The 17,517-nt window shown below is 71.5% G+C and carries 12 protein-coding genes; 4 read left to right on the forward strand and 8 right to left on the reverse strand.

All coding sequences use genetic code 11. The features are described 5' to 3' along the window. Positions 1–78 precede the first annotated feature (78 nt). On the reverse strand, positions 79–1,596 hold the full coding sequence (eccD, locus tag AB0F01_RS28860) for a type VII secretion integral membrane protein EccD (RefSeq protein ID WP_362101612.1): 1,518 nt from the start codon (positions 1,594–1,596) through the stop codon (positions 79–81). A 600-nt stretch (positions 1,597–2,196) separates the two neighbouring features. Here eccD and eccCa point away from each other — a divergent pair. Together eccCa and AB0F01_RS28870 are read left to right on the forward strand one after the other, a co-directional pair. Beyond that, a complete protein-coding gene (gene eccCa, locus AB0F01_RS28865; protein ID WP_362101615.1) occupies positions 2,197–6,174 on the forward strand; it encodes a type VII secretion protein EccCa in 3,978 nt (1,325 codons plus the stop codon). A 325-nt stretch (positions 6,175–6,499) separates the two neighbouring features. Then, complete coding sequence (locus tag AB0F01_RS28870; protein ID WP_362101618.1) at positions 6,500–7,498, forward strand: hypothetical protein; 999 nt, start codon at positions 6,500–6,502, stop codon at positions 7,496–7,498. Positions 7,499–7,618: 120 nt separating this feature from the next. Here AB0F01_RS28870 and AB0F01_RS28875 read toward each other — a convergent pair whose 3' ends face one another. The 7 genes from AB0F01_RS28875 to eccB form a co-directional block, all read right to left on the reverse strand. After that, positions 7,619–7,921, reverse strand: coding sequence for a WXG100 family type VII secretion target (locus AB0F01_RS28875; RefSeq protein ID WP_362101621.1), 303 nt, complete (start codon positions 7,919–7,921; stop codon positions 7,619–7,621). 43 nt (positions 7,922–7,964) lie between these two features. Next, complete coding sequence (locus AB0F01_RS28880; RefSeq protein ID WP_362101623.1) at positions 7,965–8,306, reverse strand: WXG100 family type VII secretion target; 342 nt, start codon at positions 8,304–8,306, stop codon at positions 7,965–7,967. Positions 8,307–8,389: 83 nt separating this feature from the next. Beyond that, entirely contained in the window at positions 8,390–9,670 is a 1,281-nt protein-coding gene (locus tag AB0F01_RS28885) for a S8 family serine peptidase (RefSeq protein ID WP_362101626.1), read from the reverse strand. A gap of 39 nt (positions 9,671–9,709) precedes the next feature. Next, on the reverse strand, positions 9,710–11,494 hold the full coding sequence (locus tag AB0F01_RS28890; RefSeq protein WP_362101629.1) for a hypothetical protein: 1,785 nt from the start codon (positions 11,492–11,494) through the stop codon (positions 9,710–9,712). Continuing rightward, entirely contained in the window at positions 11,491–11,952 is a 462-nt protein-coding gene (locus tag AB0F01_RS28895; protein ID WP_362101632.1) for a hypothetical protein, read from the reverse strand. The genes AB0F01_RS28890 and AB0F01_RS28895 overlap by 4 nt, the downstream gene beginning before the upstream one ends. A gap of 256 nt (positions 11,953–12,208) precedes the next feature. Beyond that, positions 12,209–13,471: a type VII secretion-associated serine protease mycosin gene (gene mycP, locus AB0F01_RS28900; protein WP_362101634.1), complete on the reverse strand. Its 1,263-nt coding sequence runs from the start codon at positions 13,469–13,471 to the stop codon at positions 12,209–12,211. 13 nt (positions 13,472–13,484) lie between these two features. Continuing rightward, positions 13,485–15,020, reverse strand: coding sequence for a type VII secretion protein EccB (gene eccB, locus AB0F01_RS28905; RefSeq protein WP_362101637.1), 1,536 nt, complete (start codon positions 15,018–15,020; stop codon positions 13,485–13,487). A 214-nt stretch (positions 15,021–15,234) separates the two neighbouring features. Here eccB and eccE point away from each other — a divergent pair, with 214 nt between their 5' ends. Next, the gene (gene eccE, locus AB0F01_RS28910) at positions 15,235–16,551 is read left to right on the forward strand and encodes a type VII secretion protein EccE (protein ID WP_362101639.1); all 1,317 of its coding nucleotides are present in this window, start codon (positions 15,235–15,237) and stop codon (positions 16,549–16,551) included. Further along, positions 16,548–17,369, forward strand: a complete 822-nt coding sequence (locus AB0F01_RS28915; RefSeq protein ID WP_362101642.1) for a hypothetical protein — start codon at positions 16,548–16,550, stop codon at positions 17,367–17,369. Before eccE ends, AB0F01_RS28915 begins: the two co-directional genes overlap by 4 nt. Positions 17,370–17,517: the final 148 nt, after the last annotated feature.

Below are 17,517 nucleotides of genomic sequence, written 5' to 3' on the forward strand. Positions count from 1 at the left end.
CGAATCCCAGACGCGGCAGGCACCGGGCGCCCCGTCGCCGGTCGGCCGGCCGTCCGTCAGCTGCCCGTCCGCCGTCCGTCAGCCGGTCATCGACCGCACCGACTGGTAGACCTCGAAGACGGCCAGCGTCAGGGGCACCAAGGTGAGCAGGACGAAGCCCTCGGCGATCTCCAGGAAGCGGCCCCAGAAGGGCGTGAGTCCGGTGCGGGAGGCCATCAGCCCGATCGCGGTGATGATCGCGGCCGCCACGGCGATGGCCGCGACCAGCCAGACCGTACGGAGGTCCAGGTCGGCCCGGTCGCCGGTGAGCGCGTCGCGGACCAGGGCGTGCGGCGGGTTGAGGGCCAGCCCGAGGCCGAGCGCCACCAGCGACGCGAGGCCGGCGGCCAGCAGACCGGCGACCTGCGCGGTGTAGCGGAACAGCTGGGCGCGCATCAGCAGCGCGATGCCGGTGGCCAGCGCCAGCAGTTGGGCCCATACGTCGTCCGAGAAGCCGAGCACCAGTGCGGAGCCGGCCGCGAGCAGCGCGCAGCCGCCGACCAGGCCGACGAGCAGTTCGTGGCCGCGCCGGGCCTGGGCGCCGATGCGTTCGGCGTCGACCGGTTCCTGGGGTTCGGGGTCGGCGCCGTACGCGCTGCGGTAAGTGGTGTCCGGCGCGTCGAAGCCGATGGGCAGGCGGGCGAAACGCATCGACATGCCCGGCAGGAAGGCCAGTGCCCCGACGGCGACGGGGGCGCACAGTGCGGCGGTCTCGGACGGGGTCCAGTCGCCGAGGAGGGCCCCGAAGGTGGCGGCGAGGGCGAGGCCGGAGGCGACCGCGAAGGCGACGAAGGGGCCGTCGCCGCGCGGGGAGCACAGGGTGAGGACCACCGAGGCCACCAGGACGGCCGCGCAGGCCAGCAGGAACTGCAGCTTGCCGATGCCCTGCCCCTCGGACAGCGAGAGCAGGCCGGAACCCGCCACGCCGACGTTCGGCAGGGCGCCGAGCCCGAGCGCGATGCCCGCGGCACGGTCGTCGTAGACGCGGGCCCGGACGAAGCCGAGGACCACGAGGAGCACGCCGGTGACACCCGCGAGGATGCCGGGCAGGCCGTGCATGTCGTGGCGCGGGTCGGCGGCCCAGGCGACGAAGGCGAGCAGGGCGAGCAGCACCCCGCCGCCGGTCAGGCCCGCGGCGCGGGTGAGGTCGTCGCGCCACAGGGAGCGGTCGCGGGTCACGGCGGAGGCGACCGCTTCGGAGACGTCGTCGAAGACGGCCGGCGGGAGTGACTCGGAGAACGGGCGCAGGGTGAGGAGTTCGCCGTCGAGAATGCGCTGTGCCGCGAAGGAGCGGGAGCTGTCGAGGACGGTCCCGTCCCGGCGGACGAGGTGGTAGCCGACCGGGGCGCCCTCCTCGGCGGTCTGCCGGGAGAGGCGGAGGATCTCGGGGTAGACGTCGGCGACCGGCACGTCGTCGGGCAGGGCCACGTCGATGCGGCTGTCGGGGGCGACGATGGTGACCCGGCAGAAGCCGAGTCCCTGTGCCGCCCGGGTGGGAGGTGTCCCCTGCCCCGGTCCGCCCGGGCCGGTGGCCGCCGTCGAGGCCGTCATGCTCACCTGCTGTTCCCCCTCGGTGCTGCGTCCGTATTGAGTCCGTGCTGGATCCGTACTGAGTCCGTGCTGAGTCCGTGCTGAAGTCCGCACTGCCTCCGGAGTACGTCCGGAGCGCGTCCGGAGCGCGTCCGCACTGTGTCCGGAACGCGTCCGTCCTGTCGCGTACTGCGTCACTGTGTGTCGTGCTGCGTCCGCGTCCGCACGAAGCTCGTACTGCTTCGGTCGTGCACGGTACTGCGTCGTTGCCGAGCCGGTGCGGCCCGGTGGCCTCCGCCTCGCGTCACGGGCCCGGGTCCGTGTGGATGGGGTGAAAGGCTTGTGACTTCTTCCGGCGGCGCCATCGTCCGCCGTGAAGCGGGTTGTTGGCGGCAGTTCGGCAGCCGGGTACGGGCCCGTGCGGCCCGGGACGGCGTTCCCCGCCGCGCCGGATCTCACGAATGCCCCATATTCCCGGCCGGGTTCGCGTGTGCTGACGCGAACATCCGGCACCCTACCGTCCGCCGGCGCGTGAGGGGATCAGTAGGATCGCGCGGCGGCCCTCGTCCGCCTGACACGGGGTGGTGGACGACAAACCCGGCGGGCCGCCAAGGGAATTGGTGAGCAGTGACCCAGATCGTCGTGAAGCGTCCGCCACGAGCGCTGCCGCCCGAGGTGCCGTCCGGTGAGGTCGTGGTGCAGCCGCCGCCCGAGCTGCCGCGGGACCACCGGGAGAGCGTGCTGATGCAGTTGCTGCCGACGCTCGGCATGGGCGGTTCGGTGGTGTTCTTCTTCACCAGCGGTCAGCCCTTCATGCGGATCATGGGCATGGTGATGATCGCGTCGACGATCGCCATGTCGATCGCGATGGTGATCCGCTTCCGCCGAGGCTCCCAGGGCCAGCTCGCCGATCTGCGCCGGGACTACCTGAGTTACCTCTCCCAGACCCGCCGGACGGTCCAGGAGACGGCGCGCAGGCAGCGGGACGCCCAGTACTACCTGCATCCTTCACCGGACCAGTTGTGGGCCCTGGTGGCGGAGGGCAGCCGGGTCTGGGAACGGCGGCCGGGCGACGAGGACTTCGGACAGGTCCGCATCGGCCTCGGTCCGCAGGCCCTGGCCACCGAGCTGGTCACCCCCGAGACGGGCCCGGTGGAGCAGCTGGAGCCGCTCGCCGCGGGCTCGATGCAGCGGTTCGTCGCGGTCCACGGCACGCTGGACGACCTGCCGATGGCCGTGTCGCTGCGGGCGTTCTACCACGTGACGCTGGGTGGTGAGCCGGAGTCGGTGCGGTCCTCCGCGCGGGCCCTGGTCGGGTCGCTCACCGCCCTGCACTCCCCCGAGGACCTGATCGTCGCGGTGGTGGCCGGGCGGGAGGCGCTGCCGCACTGGGAGTGGGCCAAGTGGCTGCCGCACGTGCAGCTGTCCGGGGTCGCGGACGGCGCCGGGACCCGCCGTCTGATCGGCGCCGACCCCCGGGAGACGGAGGACCTGCTCTCCTCCCGCCTGACCGGGCGCCCCCGCTTCCACCCGAACGCCGCCCCGCTGCCGGAGACCCCGCACATCGTCGTCGTGCTCGACGGCGTGTCCCTGCCGCCCGACTCGATGCTGCTCAGCCCGGAGGGCCTGCAGGGGGTCACGCTGGTCGAGGTGACCGAGGGCGAGCCGGCCGGGGTCCGCGGCGACCTGTCCGTGGTGGTCCGGCCGCGGTCGCTGCACCTGGAGTCGGCACACGGCGCCGTCTACGAGGGAACGCCGGACGCCCTGTCGTACGAGTCCGCCGAGGCACTGGCCCGCCAGCTGGCGCCGCTGCGGATGGCCGAGGGCGGCGACGACGACGAACCGCTGCTGGCCAACCTGGAGTTCACCGACCTGCTCAACCTGGGCGACGCCGCCTCCGTCGACACCCGGCGGACCTGGCGGCCTCGGTCGCAGGCGGAGCGGCTGCGGGTGCCGATCGGCGTCGGTGAGGACGGCCGCCCGGTGATGCTCGACATCAAGGAGGCCGCGCAGGAGGGCATGGGCCCGCACGGCCTGTGCGTCGGCGCGACGGGTTCCGGCAAGTCGGAGCTGCTGCGCACCCTGGTGCTGGGGCTCGCCGTGACGCATTCCTCCGAGACCCTGAACTTCGTCCTCGCCGACTTCAAGGGCGGTGCCACCTTCGCCGGCATGGCGCAGATGCCGCACGTGGCCGCCGTGATCACCAACCTCGCGGACGACCTGACCCTCGTCGACCGCATGGGCGACTCCATCCGCGGTGAGCTCAACCGCCGCCAGGAGCTGCTGCGCGACGCGGGCAACTACGCCAACATCCACGACTACGAGAAGGCCCGCGCCGCGGGCGCGCCGCTCCAGCCCATCCCGTCGCTGCTGCTGGTGATCGACGAGTTCAGCGAACTGCTCACCGCCAAGCCGGACTTCATCGACATGTTCGTGCAGATCGGCCGCATCGGCCGGTCGCTGGGCGTGCACCTGCTACTGGCCTCGCAGCGCCTGGAGGAGGGCCGGCTGCGCGGCCTGGAGACATATCTGTCGTACCGGATCGGCCTGCGGACCTTCTCCGCCGCCGAGTCGCGGGCGGCACTGGGCGTGCCGGACGCGTACGAGCTGCCGAACGTGCCGGGTTCGGGCTTCCTCAAGTTCGGCACGGACGAGATGGTGCGCTTCAAGGCGGCCTACGTGTCGGGCGTCTACCGGTCCGGGACGCAGCAGAACGCGTCCGCGGGCGGACCGCTGCCGGTGGACCGGCGGCCGGTGCTGTTCACGGCCGCGGAGGTGCCGGTGCACTACGCGCCCGTACCGCAGCAGCGGAGCGCCGCATCCGGCGGCCCCGACGAGGTCGACGACGCGCTCGCCGACACCGTGCTGGACGTCGTCGTCCGGCGGCTGGAGGCCCAGGGCCCGGCCGCGCACCAGGTGTGGCTGCCGCCGCTGGACAGCCCGCCCTCGCTGGACGGCCTGCTGCCCGGTCTGACGGCCGTGGCGGGCCGGGGCCTGACCCAGCCCGGCTACGAGGGCGCGGGCCGGCTGCTCGTCCCGGTCGGTCTCGTCGACAAGCCGTACGAGCAGCGCCGCGACCCGCTGTGGGTGGACTTCTCGGGCGCGGCGGGCCACATGCAGATCCTCGGCGGCCCGCAGTCCGGCAAGTCGACGCTGCTGCGCTCGCTGATCTGTTCCTTCGCCCTGACCCACACCCCCGAGGAAGTCCAGTTCTACGGGCTGGACTTCGGCGGTGGCGGCATGGCCGCGGTGGCCGGGCTGCCGCACGTCGGCGGCATCGCCTCCCGCCTGGACCCGGAGAAGGTCCGGCGGACGGTGGCGGAGGTCTACGGGGTGCTGAACCGCCGGGAGGAGTACTTCCGCGCGTCGGGCATCTCGTCGATCGCGGAGTTCCGCACCCGGCGCGCCCGTGGCGACATCTCGGTCACCGACCAGCCGTGGGGCGACGTCTTCCTGGTGATCGACGGCTGGGCCACCTTCCGCGGCGACTACGAGGCACTCGATCAGGTGATCCTCGACATCGCCACGCGCGGGCTCGGCTACGGCGTCCACCTGGTCCTGTCGGCCTCCCGCTCGATGGAGGTGCGGTCGGCCCTGAAGGACAACCTGCTGAACCGGCTGGAGCTGCGGCTCGGCGACACCATGGACTCCGAGCTGGACCGCAAGATCGCCGCGAACGTGCCCGCCGGGGTCCCCGGCCGGGGTCTGTCACCGCAGAAGCTGCACTTCATGGCCGCGGTGCCGCGCATCGACGGCCTCACCTCCGACACGGACCTCGCGGACGCCACCGCGGCCCTGTCGGCCGAGGTGTCCCGGCACTGGCAGGGCTCCGAAGCGCCGGCGGTCCGGCTGCTGCCTCGTACGTTCCCGGCCGAACAGCTGCCGCCGGGCGACCGGTTCCCGAGGCGGGGCGTGGCGTTCGCGCTGGACGAGGACAACCTGGAGCCGGTGTTCGTCGACTTCGACCAGGACCCGTTCTTCCTCGTCTTCGGCGAGAGCGAGTCCGGCAAGTCGAACCTGCTGAAGCTGTTGATCAAGCAGCTCACCACGCGCTACCCGGGCAACGAGTGCAAGCTGTTCGTGGTGGACAACCGGCGTTCCCTGCTCGGCGTGACCCCCGACACCCATCTGGCCGAGTACATCCCCATGTCCAACGCCATGGAGCACCACATGACGGCCCTGGCCGACCTGATGCAGCGGCGCACCCCGACCGCGGACGTCACCGCACAGCAACTCCGGGACCGCAGCTGGTGGCAGGGCCCGACCGTGTACGTGGTCATCGACGACTTCGACCTCGTCGCCACGTCCAGCGGCAACCCGCTGAGCGGCCTGACCGAACTGCTCCCGTTCGCCCGGGACGTCGGCGTGCGCTTCATCATCGCCCGCTCCACGGCGGGCGCGAGCCGTGCGTCCTACGAGGCGTTCATGCAGCGCATCAAGGAACTCGGCGCCCAGGGCGTCGTCCTGGCCGGCGACCCCGGGGAGGGTGACGTCCTCGGCGGCGTCCGCCCGCGCCCGATGCCGGCCGGGCGGGGCGTGTTCGTCTCGCGGCGCCGGGGGCGTCCGCTGGTGCAGACGGGGTTGGTGGCGGAGGAGGAGTTGTAGCGGCGGGCTGGTCGGTGCAGGTCATGGGGCCGGGGGGCCTGCGGCCGGTTCGGCCGGGTCGGCGATAGGCCGGTTCGAATCGACGCGGAGGGACTGGGTGGCTGGTCACCTCGGTTGCGAACCTGTGTCGGGCGGCAGTTGAGCGTGCCTTCCGCGGGCGAAGCCTTGGCTCGATGAGTCGGACAGTCCGCTGGGAAGGCCCAGCCGCAGGTTCTCACCGACGGCATGCTCAACGGCCACGACCGTGGTTCGCGCACCGCTGCGACGTACCTGACGGACACGACGAACCGATCTCGCTCCGCAGCCCTCCAGCCCAGGAAGTTTCATGCCCCGAAGGCCCTTGCCCCGCAACCGTCACTCCTACCTCCTCACTCTGACCGCCACCGCATGCGCAGCGGTAGCCGGGATCGGGGCATGGCTGTTCCTCGGCCACGACGATGAGAGCGGCGGTTGCGAGGATCTGTTGCAGGATGAACGGATCCAAGAAGCGTTGGGTGACTCCCGCACAACCGGCATGAACTGCTCCGAGCTCGGGTCGGTGCTACGAGAGGTGACCGTGGGGTCCCTGCCGGGGCAGCATTCGCTTCGTCAGGCTCAAGCCATGAAGGATGTGCTCCTGGCTGTCGACGACGAGGTGACGAAGGCCGGTGGCCGTCTGGATCCGGGAATGCGTGTGCCGCTCGCGGAATCGCTCGCGGACTACGCCTCGGACACGGGCGTGATGCTCGGTATGGGCAGAGCTGACCACGTCGTCCGGAGTTCCGCTTCCGAGCCGGCGTGGGAGGACGAAGAGGGCGTCCACATGGCCGTTCCGCGCGCTGCACTGCTGCGCACTGTGCGGGCGGTGTCCGAGGAGCCCAAGGCGTTCGTCGTCCTCCGGCTGGCAGCTACTCGGCACGCTGCGGAAGAGCTTGCGGCAGTGGAACGTGACGCGACCGGCGCCGAGCTCGCGGCTCCACCCGCGCGCACCGCCCACACGCTCGGTGCGCTGGACGCGGTGGCCAAGGACGTGCGGGAGAACCTGGGCGGGGGCAGGACCGCCGAGTGGGAACGAGAGGTTTTCCAGGGACTGACGAAGCGAATTCCCGAGCCGTCGTCCTACGACGAGGATCCGGTGAACCACCTCGTCGTCTCGTGGCGGCGTGCGCTGCTCACCAAGGGGGCGGAAGGCAGTCGGACGCTTCTCGAGCGGCAGAGCGCAGACATGGTCGACGTCTGGAGCAGGGCGCTCGGTCTGGACGGCAAGGTACGGCGCTCGTTGCGTCATGACACGCTCAACAGTTCCTCCGCGGCGCGGGGGAATGCAGGGCGGGAACTGGACTGAGAGAGCGGGCAGGGCAGCCGCCAACACGGACGCGGGCACACGAAAGGGTGGACACCTCCCGCGCGTGTCCACCCCGTTCGTGTGAGGCGTGCGTGCCCCGACGGACTGCTCGGACTCGCACTACATGAAGTAGCTGGAGCCCTTCAGGTCGCCGCCGCGGTAGTCACCGCCGGCGGTGCCGACGCGCTGGGCGATGCTCGTCAGAGCCTGGTGGATGCCCCGGGCGTGGCGGTCCCACTCCTTGCTCTTCTTGGTGAACTCCTCGTACGCCTCGCCGCCCCAGCCCGCCGCCGCGTCGAGGACGGCCTTCTTGAGGGCCTCGAGGTCCTCCTCCAGCTTCTTGGCCTGGTCGCCCAGCTCGGTGGCGAGCGCGTCCATCGTGCCGTACTTGACGGCGAGTTCGTCGTAGTGGACTCCGGACATGATTTCCTCGTTTCGTTGAGAGCCGGAAGGTGGTGGGCTCGCGTCAGTACTGGCTGAGGGCGGAGGTCTTGCCGCCGAGGTCGTCCACGGAGATCTTGACGATGTCCGCCTCGATCTGGCTTTCGAGATTCCGCTTGTCCTTCTTGTTCAGCTCGATGCCCTCGAGGAAGTCGTCGAGCATCCGGCCGATCGCGGCCATGTGGCCGTTGATCTCCGTCTGCTTCTTGTCGAACGCGATGGCGCCCTGACCGGTCCAGTGCTTCTCGATCATGTCGATCGTGCCCTGGAGGCGGGCGAGCGACTGACGGATCGAGTCGTACCGGTCGATGACGTTCGTCTGGAGCTTCTGTACCTGGGCCTCGTAGAGCTTGCGGCCGTCAGCCATGTCGGCGGTCCCTTTCGTGAGTTCGGTGGTGCGGTGGGTTGGGGTGCGTACGGCTCACCGCGCGGTGTAGGTGGTGGGTCGGGTCAGGAGTTCCGCCGTGAACGCAGCACGGCGAAGGCTCCGCCGCCGATGGCCAGGGCGGCGGCTACGCCTCCGAGGGTGATCCAGAGGGTGGTGTTGCCGCCGTCGGAGGACTCCTCGGCGGAGGCGGACACCGAGGACTGGTCGTCCGCTGACCCTTCCGAGGGTTTCGCGGACGGCGCCCCGGACGCGGAGACGGGCTTGCCCGACTCGTCGAGCACACCCTTCTCGTTCTCCCTGGCCAGCGGGTCGACATCGGGGGGGCCGGGGTCGAAGTCCGGCTTCTCCAGCACCCTGCGGGGGCGGATCAGGCCGTAGCCGAGGTAGATGCTCGGATCGTCCTTGGCCCAGTCGCGGCCGGCGGTGTCGATGAGGCTGGCGAGGACCTGGTTGGCGGTCCAGTCGGGGTGCGCGGACCAGATCAGGGCGGCTGCGGCGGAGGTGAGGGCGGCGGCGCCGCTGGTGCCTCCATCGCCGTCGCAATAGGAGCGGAGGGTGGCGTCGCAGTAGTAAGACATGTTCACCCCCGGAGCAGCCACGTCGATGTAGTTACCGTGCTCGGAGAACTTGGCGACCTTCCCGGACTCATCGCTGGCGGCAACGCCTACGACGTAGGGGTAAGCAGCCGGGTAGTCGATGAGGTTGTGCTTCATCGCATCGTTGCCGGCAGCGGCAATCATCAGCTTCCCCTTGGAATGGGCGTACTTGACTGCCGCCATTTCCTCGTCGTTCTCGGCATCGACGCCGAACGACATGTTGATGATCCGAGCGTCACTGTCAGCAACGGCCCTGATCACCTCAGCGACCTCGGGGGCGTTCTGCACGGGCTTCCTGGCTGTCGAGCCGGCCAGGTCGATCCGGTAGGGAACGATCTTCGCCCCCGGGGCCAGTCCCTTGAGCCCACCACCCGCCCCCGTGCCGGCGATCAGCTCAGCCATGCTCGTGCCGTGACCCGAGTAGTCCTCAGTCGCTCCGTGGCTCACGGAATCCGGCGCTTCACCAGCGAGGACCTGACCTCTGAGAGAGGGAGTGTCGGGATTGACGCCGCTGTCGATCACAGCGACCTTGATGCCCTCACCGGTGCTGACCTTCCACATCCCCTCGGCCTTCATCGCCGACAGATACCACTGCTTGGACTGCACGTCCGCGGCTGCGACGCCCGTCGTGAGACCGGTCGACAGCAGCGCTACAGCACCGACCATCGAGCAGATGGCGACGCTCCGTCCCCTGCTCCGGCTCTGCTGCGAGGCCGCAGACGTGTTCCGCCCGGCGAGTCGGCTCACCCTTGACACCATGCTTCTGCCTGTCCCTTGTCCATCCGGTCAGCCGGACGCCGATGTGTCGTCGCGGCGCCCCTCGCGGCGTGAACGGCCCGAGCCGGCGTTCCGGCTCTTCGACGCGCCATGTCGCGCTCCGGGCTCCTCAGATGAGCGGCCACTTTTCCTGGAGGCCGCCCCAGTCGCCGTTGGCGCTCCGATGACACCCTCGGAGCTGCCGGCTGGACGACGGCCCGATGGTGCCCTGTTCGCGGTCGTCGGGGGTGCTCCGATCACGCCTTGCTGACCGGGCCTCTGCCCGGTCGAGCCGCCGGCGGCTGCACCTTCACCGCCGATGACGTTGCCGCGTGGCAGCCTCGGGGTGGTCCCGGCACCGGACTGCGGTGCCCCGACGACAGGGCGTCCGCCCACCACGCCGTCACCGCGTCGGCCGGAGGTTCCGCTGCGGCCTGCCAGTGGTGGTCCCATGGGGCCCATCGGCCCGCGAGCGCCACCGCCTACGGGACCTGGCATCGGCGTCGTAGCTCTCGGTACGCCACCAACGATGCCGCGTCCTGCGGTGCCGCTCCCGGCGCCGGAGGCTTGCCCTGGCATGGCTCCACGCCCGACTGGCCCCAGCGGACCGGTGGCCCTGCCCATCGGCCCGGCGCCCCCCGCTACAGGGCCCGACCCCGTGCCCATGGCACCCGGCCCCATACGTCCGATCGTGCCGTTCCGCCCCGGCCCACCGGCCGGGCCGTGCGCCACGGGAGGAACCTTGCCCCCGGGCAACCCGCCAGGGCCACCCAGGGAGCGTCCTGCGGTTCCGCGCAGGACGGGCGGCATCGTGCTGGGCGCCATGGGAGGGACGGGACCCGGTTGGCCGACGGGACCAGCGGTCATCGGCGGCGCACCGGCCGTCGGCGGCCTCACCGCTTCCTGAGGGGGCAAGGTGCCAACGGTGTTGATCTCCGTGCCCACTGCAGGTTTCGGCAGCCCATCGGGCTTGGTCGCTTCCTTGAGCAATGCCTGCGCGTCCACGGACTGCCGCCCGGGCTCCGCTCCCCGTTCGCTCTGCGCCGTGGTGCGGGCGTCGTGGGAGGAAGCGGGCAACATCTGTTCCGACGCAGGCGGCGTGGGCAGGCGCTCGTAGGGCAGCGGCTCTGGAACCCCCACGTCCGGCATCTTCGGGAACACCGGCTCCTCCGCCGAGGCCATCTTCCCCTGCGACACCCGGTAGAACGACGCCAGCCGGTACATCTGGTTGATGGCTTCCTGGCGGTTCTGTTCCGCCTTGCGGGCGGCGGTGAACTCCTCGTTCGTGTCGAGCCGCTGGATGGGCGGGATGTCGTCGACGGTCTTGGGGTTGGCCCGGGAGTCGCGCGGGGGCATGGACTTGCGGACGGAGGCCAGGCCGGAGCCGGCGGCCATGACCTGGGTGCCGACGGTTTCCGCGTAGTTCGCCAGGCCCTTGGCGGTGGTGACGAGGCTCTTGGCCCACTTCTGGAAGGCGTCGTGGGCCTCGCCCTTCCAGTCGATGTTCTTGAGGTCACCGTCGAGTATGTCCGCGGCCTCCTCGATGGCGGTACGTGCGGCGAGGAGCGCCTCGCCCGCGGACTCGAGAAGTTCGGGGTTGGCCGATTCGACGATGTCCACCATGTCGTTGAGGTCGTAGCCCTCGAAGTCGGTGGACGCGAAGTGGATGCCCCGGGCGTTCGGGAAGGGGGAGAGGGGATTGAACGGGTTGACGACGCGGGTCATGGTCATGACCGCGTCCAGGGCGCCGTTCTGGGACGTGGCGTCCTCGCGCTCGTCCTGGTAGGGATCCGGCCTGTTCTTGTCGCCGCTCATGAGTACCCCCCGTCAGTCTGGCCGGCCGTGTTCTCCCGCTTGTCCTGCGCGTCGCGCATCTCCTCGCTGGTCCGGTTGACCTCGGTCCGGATCGAGTGGAACTTGCGGCGCTGCTCTTCTTCGAGGTTGTCGAAGTCGACGTCCACGCCGTGCACCGCGATCCGCATGGCCTCGAGTTGCAGGCCCAGAGATTTGGACAGCGCGGTGATCCGTTCGTGGACGCGCTCGTACTCCAGGTGGAGTTGCTGGCCCTCGGGGAAGGCGCCGGTGCCGAAGGCGGTCTGGGGCAGGCTGTGGGCCGAGACCTTGGCCGGGCCGCCGGGTGACCCCTCGAAGGTCTCGAGGAGGTCGTCCACCTTCTCCTTGAACTTCGACAGCGCCATCACGCCGCGGCGCAGGTCCGCCGATCCGGACGCACTGCCCGGCGCTCCGACCCTGTCCTCCTCTGGAAGCCCCATGCTTCTTCCTCCCCGTGGGTACTGCTGCCCCGTTGTCCCCGTGCCGTGGCCGGTCGGACCCGCTCGGGCGTTGTTCCGTTCGCGCCCCGAAGCGATCACGACCGCAACGGAACCACTCTAGTGATCCGCACCGACAGTCCCAACTGCCATACGCCGTCGCGGTCGTGCGGAACGGCGTATCCTCACCCTCTCTTCACCGGACGGTACGGATGCGGAGCCGGTTGCCGTCGGGTCCCCGGTGATCGAGCGGTGTTTCTCACATCGTGCTGTCGACGTTTTCCGGGGTGACCGCCCGCTTTCGCCTGCGCGCGTCCCGGACGGCCACCGCCGTACCGCCCAGCCCGGCCACCAGCACCGCGGTGCCGACGGCGACGTAGGTGGCGAGGCGGGCGTTGCGTTCGTCGGCGGTCTCACCGATCGGGAGGGCTGCCGGTCGGGGTGCCTCGGCCCGGGCGAGGCCCTCGCGGGGGCGTGGGGACTCGATCGGGCGGTCGTCCTCGGTGAGGGCGGCGACCGGGTCGACCACGCCCCAGCCGACCAGGCGGTCGCGGCCGGCGATCGACCGTTCCGCCGACTGCTCGATCTGGGCCACGATCTGACGCTGCGTCCACTTCGGGTGCTTCGCCTTGATCAGCGCGGCGACGCCCGCGACGTAGGGCGCGGAGAAGCTGGTGCCGTTGTCGAGGCAGTGGCCGCCCTTGGGGACGGTGGAGATCATGTCGACGCCGGGTGCCGCCACGTCGACGAAGTCGCCGGACTGGGAGAAGGAGGCGCGTTCGTTGTTGCGGTCGGAGGCGGCGACGGCGAGGACACCCTCGTAGGAGGCGGGGTAGGTCTTCTTGACGTTGCCGCCCGCTCCGTCGTTGCCGGCCGAGGCCACGACGACGATGTCGTTCTCCAGGGCCTCGTCGATGGCGGCCTTCAGGTCCGGGTCCGGTTCGGCGGCGTTCGAGGTGTCCTGGCTGATGTTGATGACGTCGGCCTCGGCCTGGACGGCGTGGCGGATCGACCGGGCCAGGGTGGCGGTGTCGCCGTTGCCGTCCGCGTCGTTCTGCTGGATCGGGATGATGACGGCTTCGGGGGCGAGGCCGACGAAGCCGGTCTTGTCGGCCGGGCGGGCGGCGATGATGCCGGCCACCTTGGTGCCGTGGCCGACGGTGTCGGTGGTGCCGTTCTCCTTGCCGCGGTCGACGGGGTCGCCGTTGTCGTCCTTGAGGCCCTTGGGCAGGAAGTTGCGGCCGCTCTTGGCGTCGACGGCGTCCTTGAGCTGCGGGTGGGTGATGTCGACGCCGGTGTCGATGACGGCGACCCGTACGCCCTTGCCCTTGGACTGGCTCCACAGCGCGTCGAGTTGGACGCGCTGGAGGGACCAGGGGCGGCCGGGGTAGGAGGCGTTGGGGTATTCGCACTGGTCGGAGAAGGAGTCGTCCGCGGTGGCGGGCGGGGCGAGGGCGACCGGGGCCGCCAGCAGGACCGCCGCGGTCGCTGTCCGGAGCAGGGCGTGGTGGTTGCGTCGCATGCCGTCCCCCGGGTCAGGAGCCCTGCGGCTGGCGGGCCGCTGCCGTGGACAGGCGGGGTCCGGTGGGCAGGAACGCGGACCAGGCGGCCGGGACGGGGGTCGGGTCGACGTCGGCGTAGCCGAGGCGGGTCTGCGCCTGCTGGGCCTCCTGCTCCAACTGCTTCCTCTCCGCGGCGGACATGCCGATGCCGGCGTCGTCGGTGGCGCTGTCCGCGTTGGACTGCAGCACGTAGCGCAGGCCGGTGTCGGTGACCAGGAAGACGGGGCCGGCCTTGGTCTCGGTGCCCTGGAACTGGCGGTAGAGCTGCCCGGAGCCCGGGGTGACGTAGGCGCTGGAGGAGCCGGCGGGGAGGTCGGCCGGGAAGTCGGTGCCGGCCCAGGTGGTGAGCGTGGTGGCGCCCTTGTCCCCGACGTGGTGCAGGACGTTGCAGACGGTGTTGCGGCTGCCCTTGGCGGCGGAGGCCTCGTTGACCGCCTCGGGTGTGCCGGTGGGCCAGTCGTGCTCCTGGCCGAAGGGCTTGCCGGGGACGATCGCGCCGGGGCTGGTGTCCAGGGCGTGTCCGGCCTGGCCGAGTGAGGTCAAATCCTCGCTGAACAGCAGGAGTTTGGCGACGAAGGCGGAGACGGGGGCGACCCGGCCGGGGAGGACGACGTAGTGCTGCACCTTGTTGTTGTCGGGGGCCTTGAGCACGGTGCCGACCTTGTTGGCCGACGGGTCGAGCCGGCCGGGGGCGTCGGCGGGGGTGCCGGGCGTGGCGTCGAGTTCGGGGAAGGTGACCGGGTCGCCCCGGTGCAGGGTGGCCAGCCACTCGCGGGAGACCCGCTGCGGTTCGCTGCCGGAGCCGACGATCGTGCGCAGCAGCAGCTCCAGGTCGTCGCCGCTGTCCAGTTCGTCGACGCGATAGGCGGTGCCGCCCGCGTCCACGATGTGGCGGTGGCCGTCGGGGTCGACGACGTAGAGCAATTGGCCGCCCTTCAGCTTCTGCTTGCCCTCGGTCAGGGACCGTTCGCGGTCGGCGAGGACGAGGGCCGCCTTCTGGATCGACTGGCCGCCCGCGCTGGGGCGTTCGCAGACCGCCCACCGCTTGGCCGCGGCCGCTTCCTTCGCGGAGGGCAGGCGGTCGGGGGCGTAGGGGATGCCGATGGTGGCGCCGTGCGGGATCTTGCCGCTGTCGAGGAGCGACTCGCTGACGGTGACGACGTCGCCCTTGTTGGGGGCCAGGAGCAGCTTGGCGGACGCCATGTTGAGGACGGGGTGCAACTGGGCCTCGTCGCCGGTCTTCAGGACGACGTACCGGGTGGTCGACTCGCTGGCGATGATGACTTTCTCGTTGGGGGTGTCCCAGCCCTTGGGCGCCGTCGGCTTGAGCATGCCCCAGGCGCCGAACACGGCCATGACGATCACGCCGATGACGAGGCCGGGCACGACACCGCGCAGCGGGCGGGGCGCTCCCTCCTCCGATCCTTGCGGGAACGACTGGACGAACGCCGCGAGCAAGCGGCGCTTCGCGAAGGTGTAGGCGTTGAGCTGATCCCGCCGAGATGCCATTGGTGCGTGTCTCTCCCCGTGTTCCGCACGTGTCCCGCCCGCACCCGTTCCGGGGGCGGGGATCGCCGTCGTCCGCCCGCCGGTGTCGGACCGGGCCCCTACTATGCCTGGTGTGGGGAGCAACTTGCGGAGCGGGTAGGGTGCCTGGGCCCCGCAGGGCCTGGTGGGACGCGGGATTTCCTGCGTGTTGTGAACAAATTGGGGGAATGCAGTGATGGCTTCCGGAAGGCGGCCCCCGGGGCGTGGCCGGACCCGGACGCGCGGTGCCGCCGCACCCGACGCCGGGGCCGCGGGGCAGCCGTCCCCGCGCGGAGGTCTCCAGCTCAAGGTGCGTGCGGGACGCCCGGGTTCGTTCCGGTTGCAACGGATCGTCCTGGTGGAGCTGGCCGCCGCGGTGCTCCTGGCGGGCTGGTTGTTCGGGCCGCTGTTCCTGGTGCCCGCCGCCGTCGTCGCGGTGCTGCTGGTGCTGCTCGCCTTCGTGCGGCGCCGCGGCCGTTCGCTGCCCGAGTGGATCGCCACGGTACGGGCGCTGCGTTCCCGGCGGAAGCGCGCGGCGAAGCTGGAGATCCCGGCGGGGACGGAGGCCGGGCTGGCGCCGGCGGTGGAGTGCGATCCGAGCCTGCGCACGTACGCGTTCGGCGGGCGGGAGCGGCGTCCCGTCGGCCTGGTCGGGGACGGCACGTTCGTGACGGCCGTGGTGCAGGTGGAGGCGGACGCGACGGCCCTGCGGGCTGAGCGCTCCCGGCGGCCCCTGCCACTGGCACTGGTGCGGGACGCGCTCGACGTGGACGGGATCCGCCTGGAGTCGGCGCAGATCGTGCTGCACACGCAGCCCGCCCCCGCGCTGCACCTGCCCCGTCAGTCGGTGGCGGTCAGCAACTACGCGCCGTTGCAGGAGCAGACCGGCGCTCCCGCGGTGCGCATCACCTGGATCGCGTTGAAGGTGGACCCCGAGCTGTGTCCGGAGGCCGTGGCGGCCCGGGGCGGCGGGCTGGTGGGCGCGCAGAAGTGCGCGGTGCGGGTCGCCGACCACCTGGCCAGCCGGCTGACCGGTGCCGGGTTCCGGGCCACGGTGCTCGACGAGGAGGAACTGACCTCGGCCATCGCGACGTCGGCCTGCGCCAACCCGCTGGTGACGGCGGAGGCGGGGCGGGCCTCCCGGCAGGAGCGGCGCACCGAGGAGTCGGGCCGCAGCTGGCGCTGCGACAACCGCAGACACACCACGTACTGGGTGCGCAGATGGCCCGCGCTCGGCGGCGAGGGCGGCGTCCCGCTCCCCCAGTTCGTCGCCCGGGTCACGGCGGTTCCGGCACTCGCCACCACCGTCAGTCTCACCCTGGCGGCGGAGGGCCGGCGGGAGCTGTCGTTGACCGGGCACCTGCGGGTGACCGGTCGCAGCGCGGAGGAGCTGACCGAGGCGCGGCGGGCGTTGGAGGGTGCCGCGCGGGAGGCCGGTGCGGCCCTCATGCGCCTGGACCGTGAGCAACTGCCCGGCGTACTGGCCACGTTGCCCCTGGGAGGTGTGCGGTGACGGCCATGACGACAGGACCCGGCGCCGGCCCCGGCGTCCCCGCGCCCGCGCCCGGCGCAGGCCCGGTGACACCGGCTCCGGGCACGCCGGACACCACGGCGTCCCGCGCGGCGGAACTGCTGCGCACCGGTTTCGGGCTGCTCGGCCCGCGCCACGGCCGGCACACCCTGACGGCCGACGACCTGGACACCCTGGCGCTGCCGATCGGGGACGACGGGGTCGTCATCGGGGTGGACGCCGAGGGTCAGCCGGCGGTGCTGGGGCTCAACCGGCCCACCCCGTACGACATCGTGCTGATCGGCAGCCTGTGGACGGTCCAGGTGCTGGCGCTGCGGGCCGCCGCGACCGGCGCCCGGGTCGCCGTGGAGACCGGGCGTCCGCAGGCGTGGACGCAGATGGTGCACGCCATGGGCGGCGGGCAGAACGGCCTCGCGGTGTACGACGTCGGGCGGGTGCCGCCGCAGGGCGCCTCGGCCGGTACGCCGGTCCTGGTCGTGCGGGACTGCGGAATGCGTCCGCCGCGCGGCCGGGTGGTGTCCGGGCGCTGGCAGTCGGTCCTGACGCTGCTGCCCTATCTCAGCCCCGTCGCGCCCCGGTTGCTGCGTCAGGCACGGCTGGTGGGGGTGCAGCGCATCTCGCCGGACGAGTCGGCCGAGCTGGGGCGCACCATGGGGCTGCCCCGGGCGGACATCGACGCCCTGCCGACGCTGCCCGACGGTGTCACCCTGTGGTGCGCCGACCGCGACCGGCAGTACGTGATGACCCAACCGACGGACGCGGAGATCGGGTTGCTGGGTACGCCCCGGCGGATGGACTGAAGGCCGCCGGCCGCCGGGGCGCGGAAGCGTACCGAGGGGTCGACGGGGCCTGCCGGGGTGCCGGTGGTGGTGATTAGGCTGGGTCCGGTCGGGGGCGGCACCGTGCGACGGACGACTCCGCAGCGGCCTCGGACAGCCCCCGGAAGAC

Source organism: Streptomyces sp. NPDC029526 (assembly GCF_040637405.1).
Lineage (GTDB): Bacteria > Actinomycetota > Actinomycetes > Streptomycetales > Streptomycetaceae > Streptomyces.

What these genes read in the sequence shown, in the direction of transcription:
- AB0F01_RS28870 (WP_362101618.1), top strand. Translation starts at nt 6,500, where the DNA reads ATGCCCCGAAGGCCCTTGCCCCGCAACCGTCACTCCTACCTCCTCACT.
- AB0F01_RS28875 (WP_362101621.1), bottom strand. Translation starts at nt 7,921, where the DNA reads ATGTCCGGAGTCCACTACGACGAACTCGCCGTCAAGTACGGCACGATG.
- AB0F01_RS28880 (WP_362101623.1), bottom strand. Translation starts at nt 8,306, where the DNA reads ATGGCTGACGGCCGCAAGCTCTACGAGGCCCAGGTACAGAAGCTCCAG.
- AB0F01_RS28890 (WP_362101629.1), bottom strand. Translation starts at nt 11,494, where the DNA reads ATGAGCGGCGACAAGAACAGGCCGGATCCCTACCAGGACGAGCGCGAG.
- AB0F01_RS28895 (WP_362101632.1), bottom strand. Translation starts at nt 11,952, where the DNA reads ATGGGGCTTCCAGAGGAGGACAGGGTCGGAGCGCCGGGCAGTGCGTCC.
- mycP (WP_362101634.1), bottom strand. Translation starts at nt 13,471, where the DNA reads ATGCGACGCAACCACCACGCCCTGCTCCGGACAGCGACCGCGGCGGTC.
- eccB (WP_362101637.1), bottom strand. Translation starts at nt 15,020, where the DNA reads ATGGCATCTCGGCGGGATCAGCTCAACGCCTACACCTTCGCGAAGCGC.
- eccE (WP_362101639.1), top strand. Translation starts at nt 15,235, where the DNA reads ATGGCTTCCGGAAGGCGGCCCCCGGGGCGTGGCCGGACCCGGACGCGC.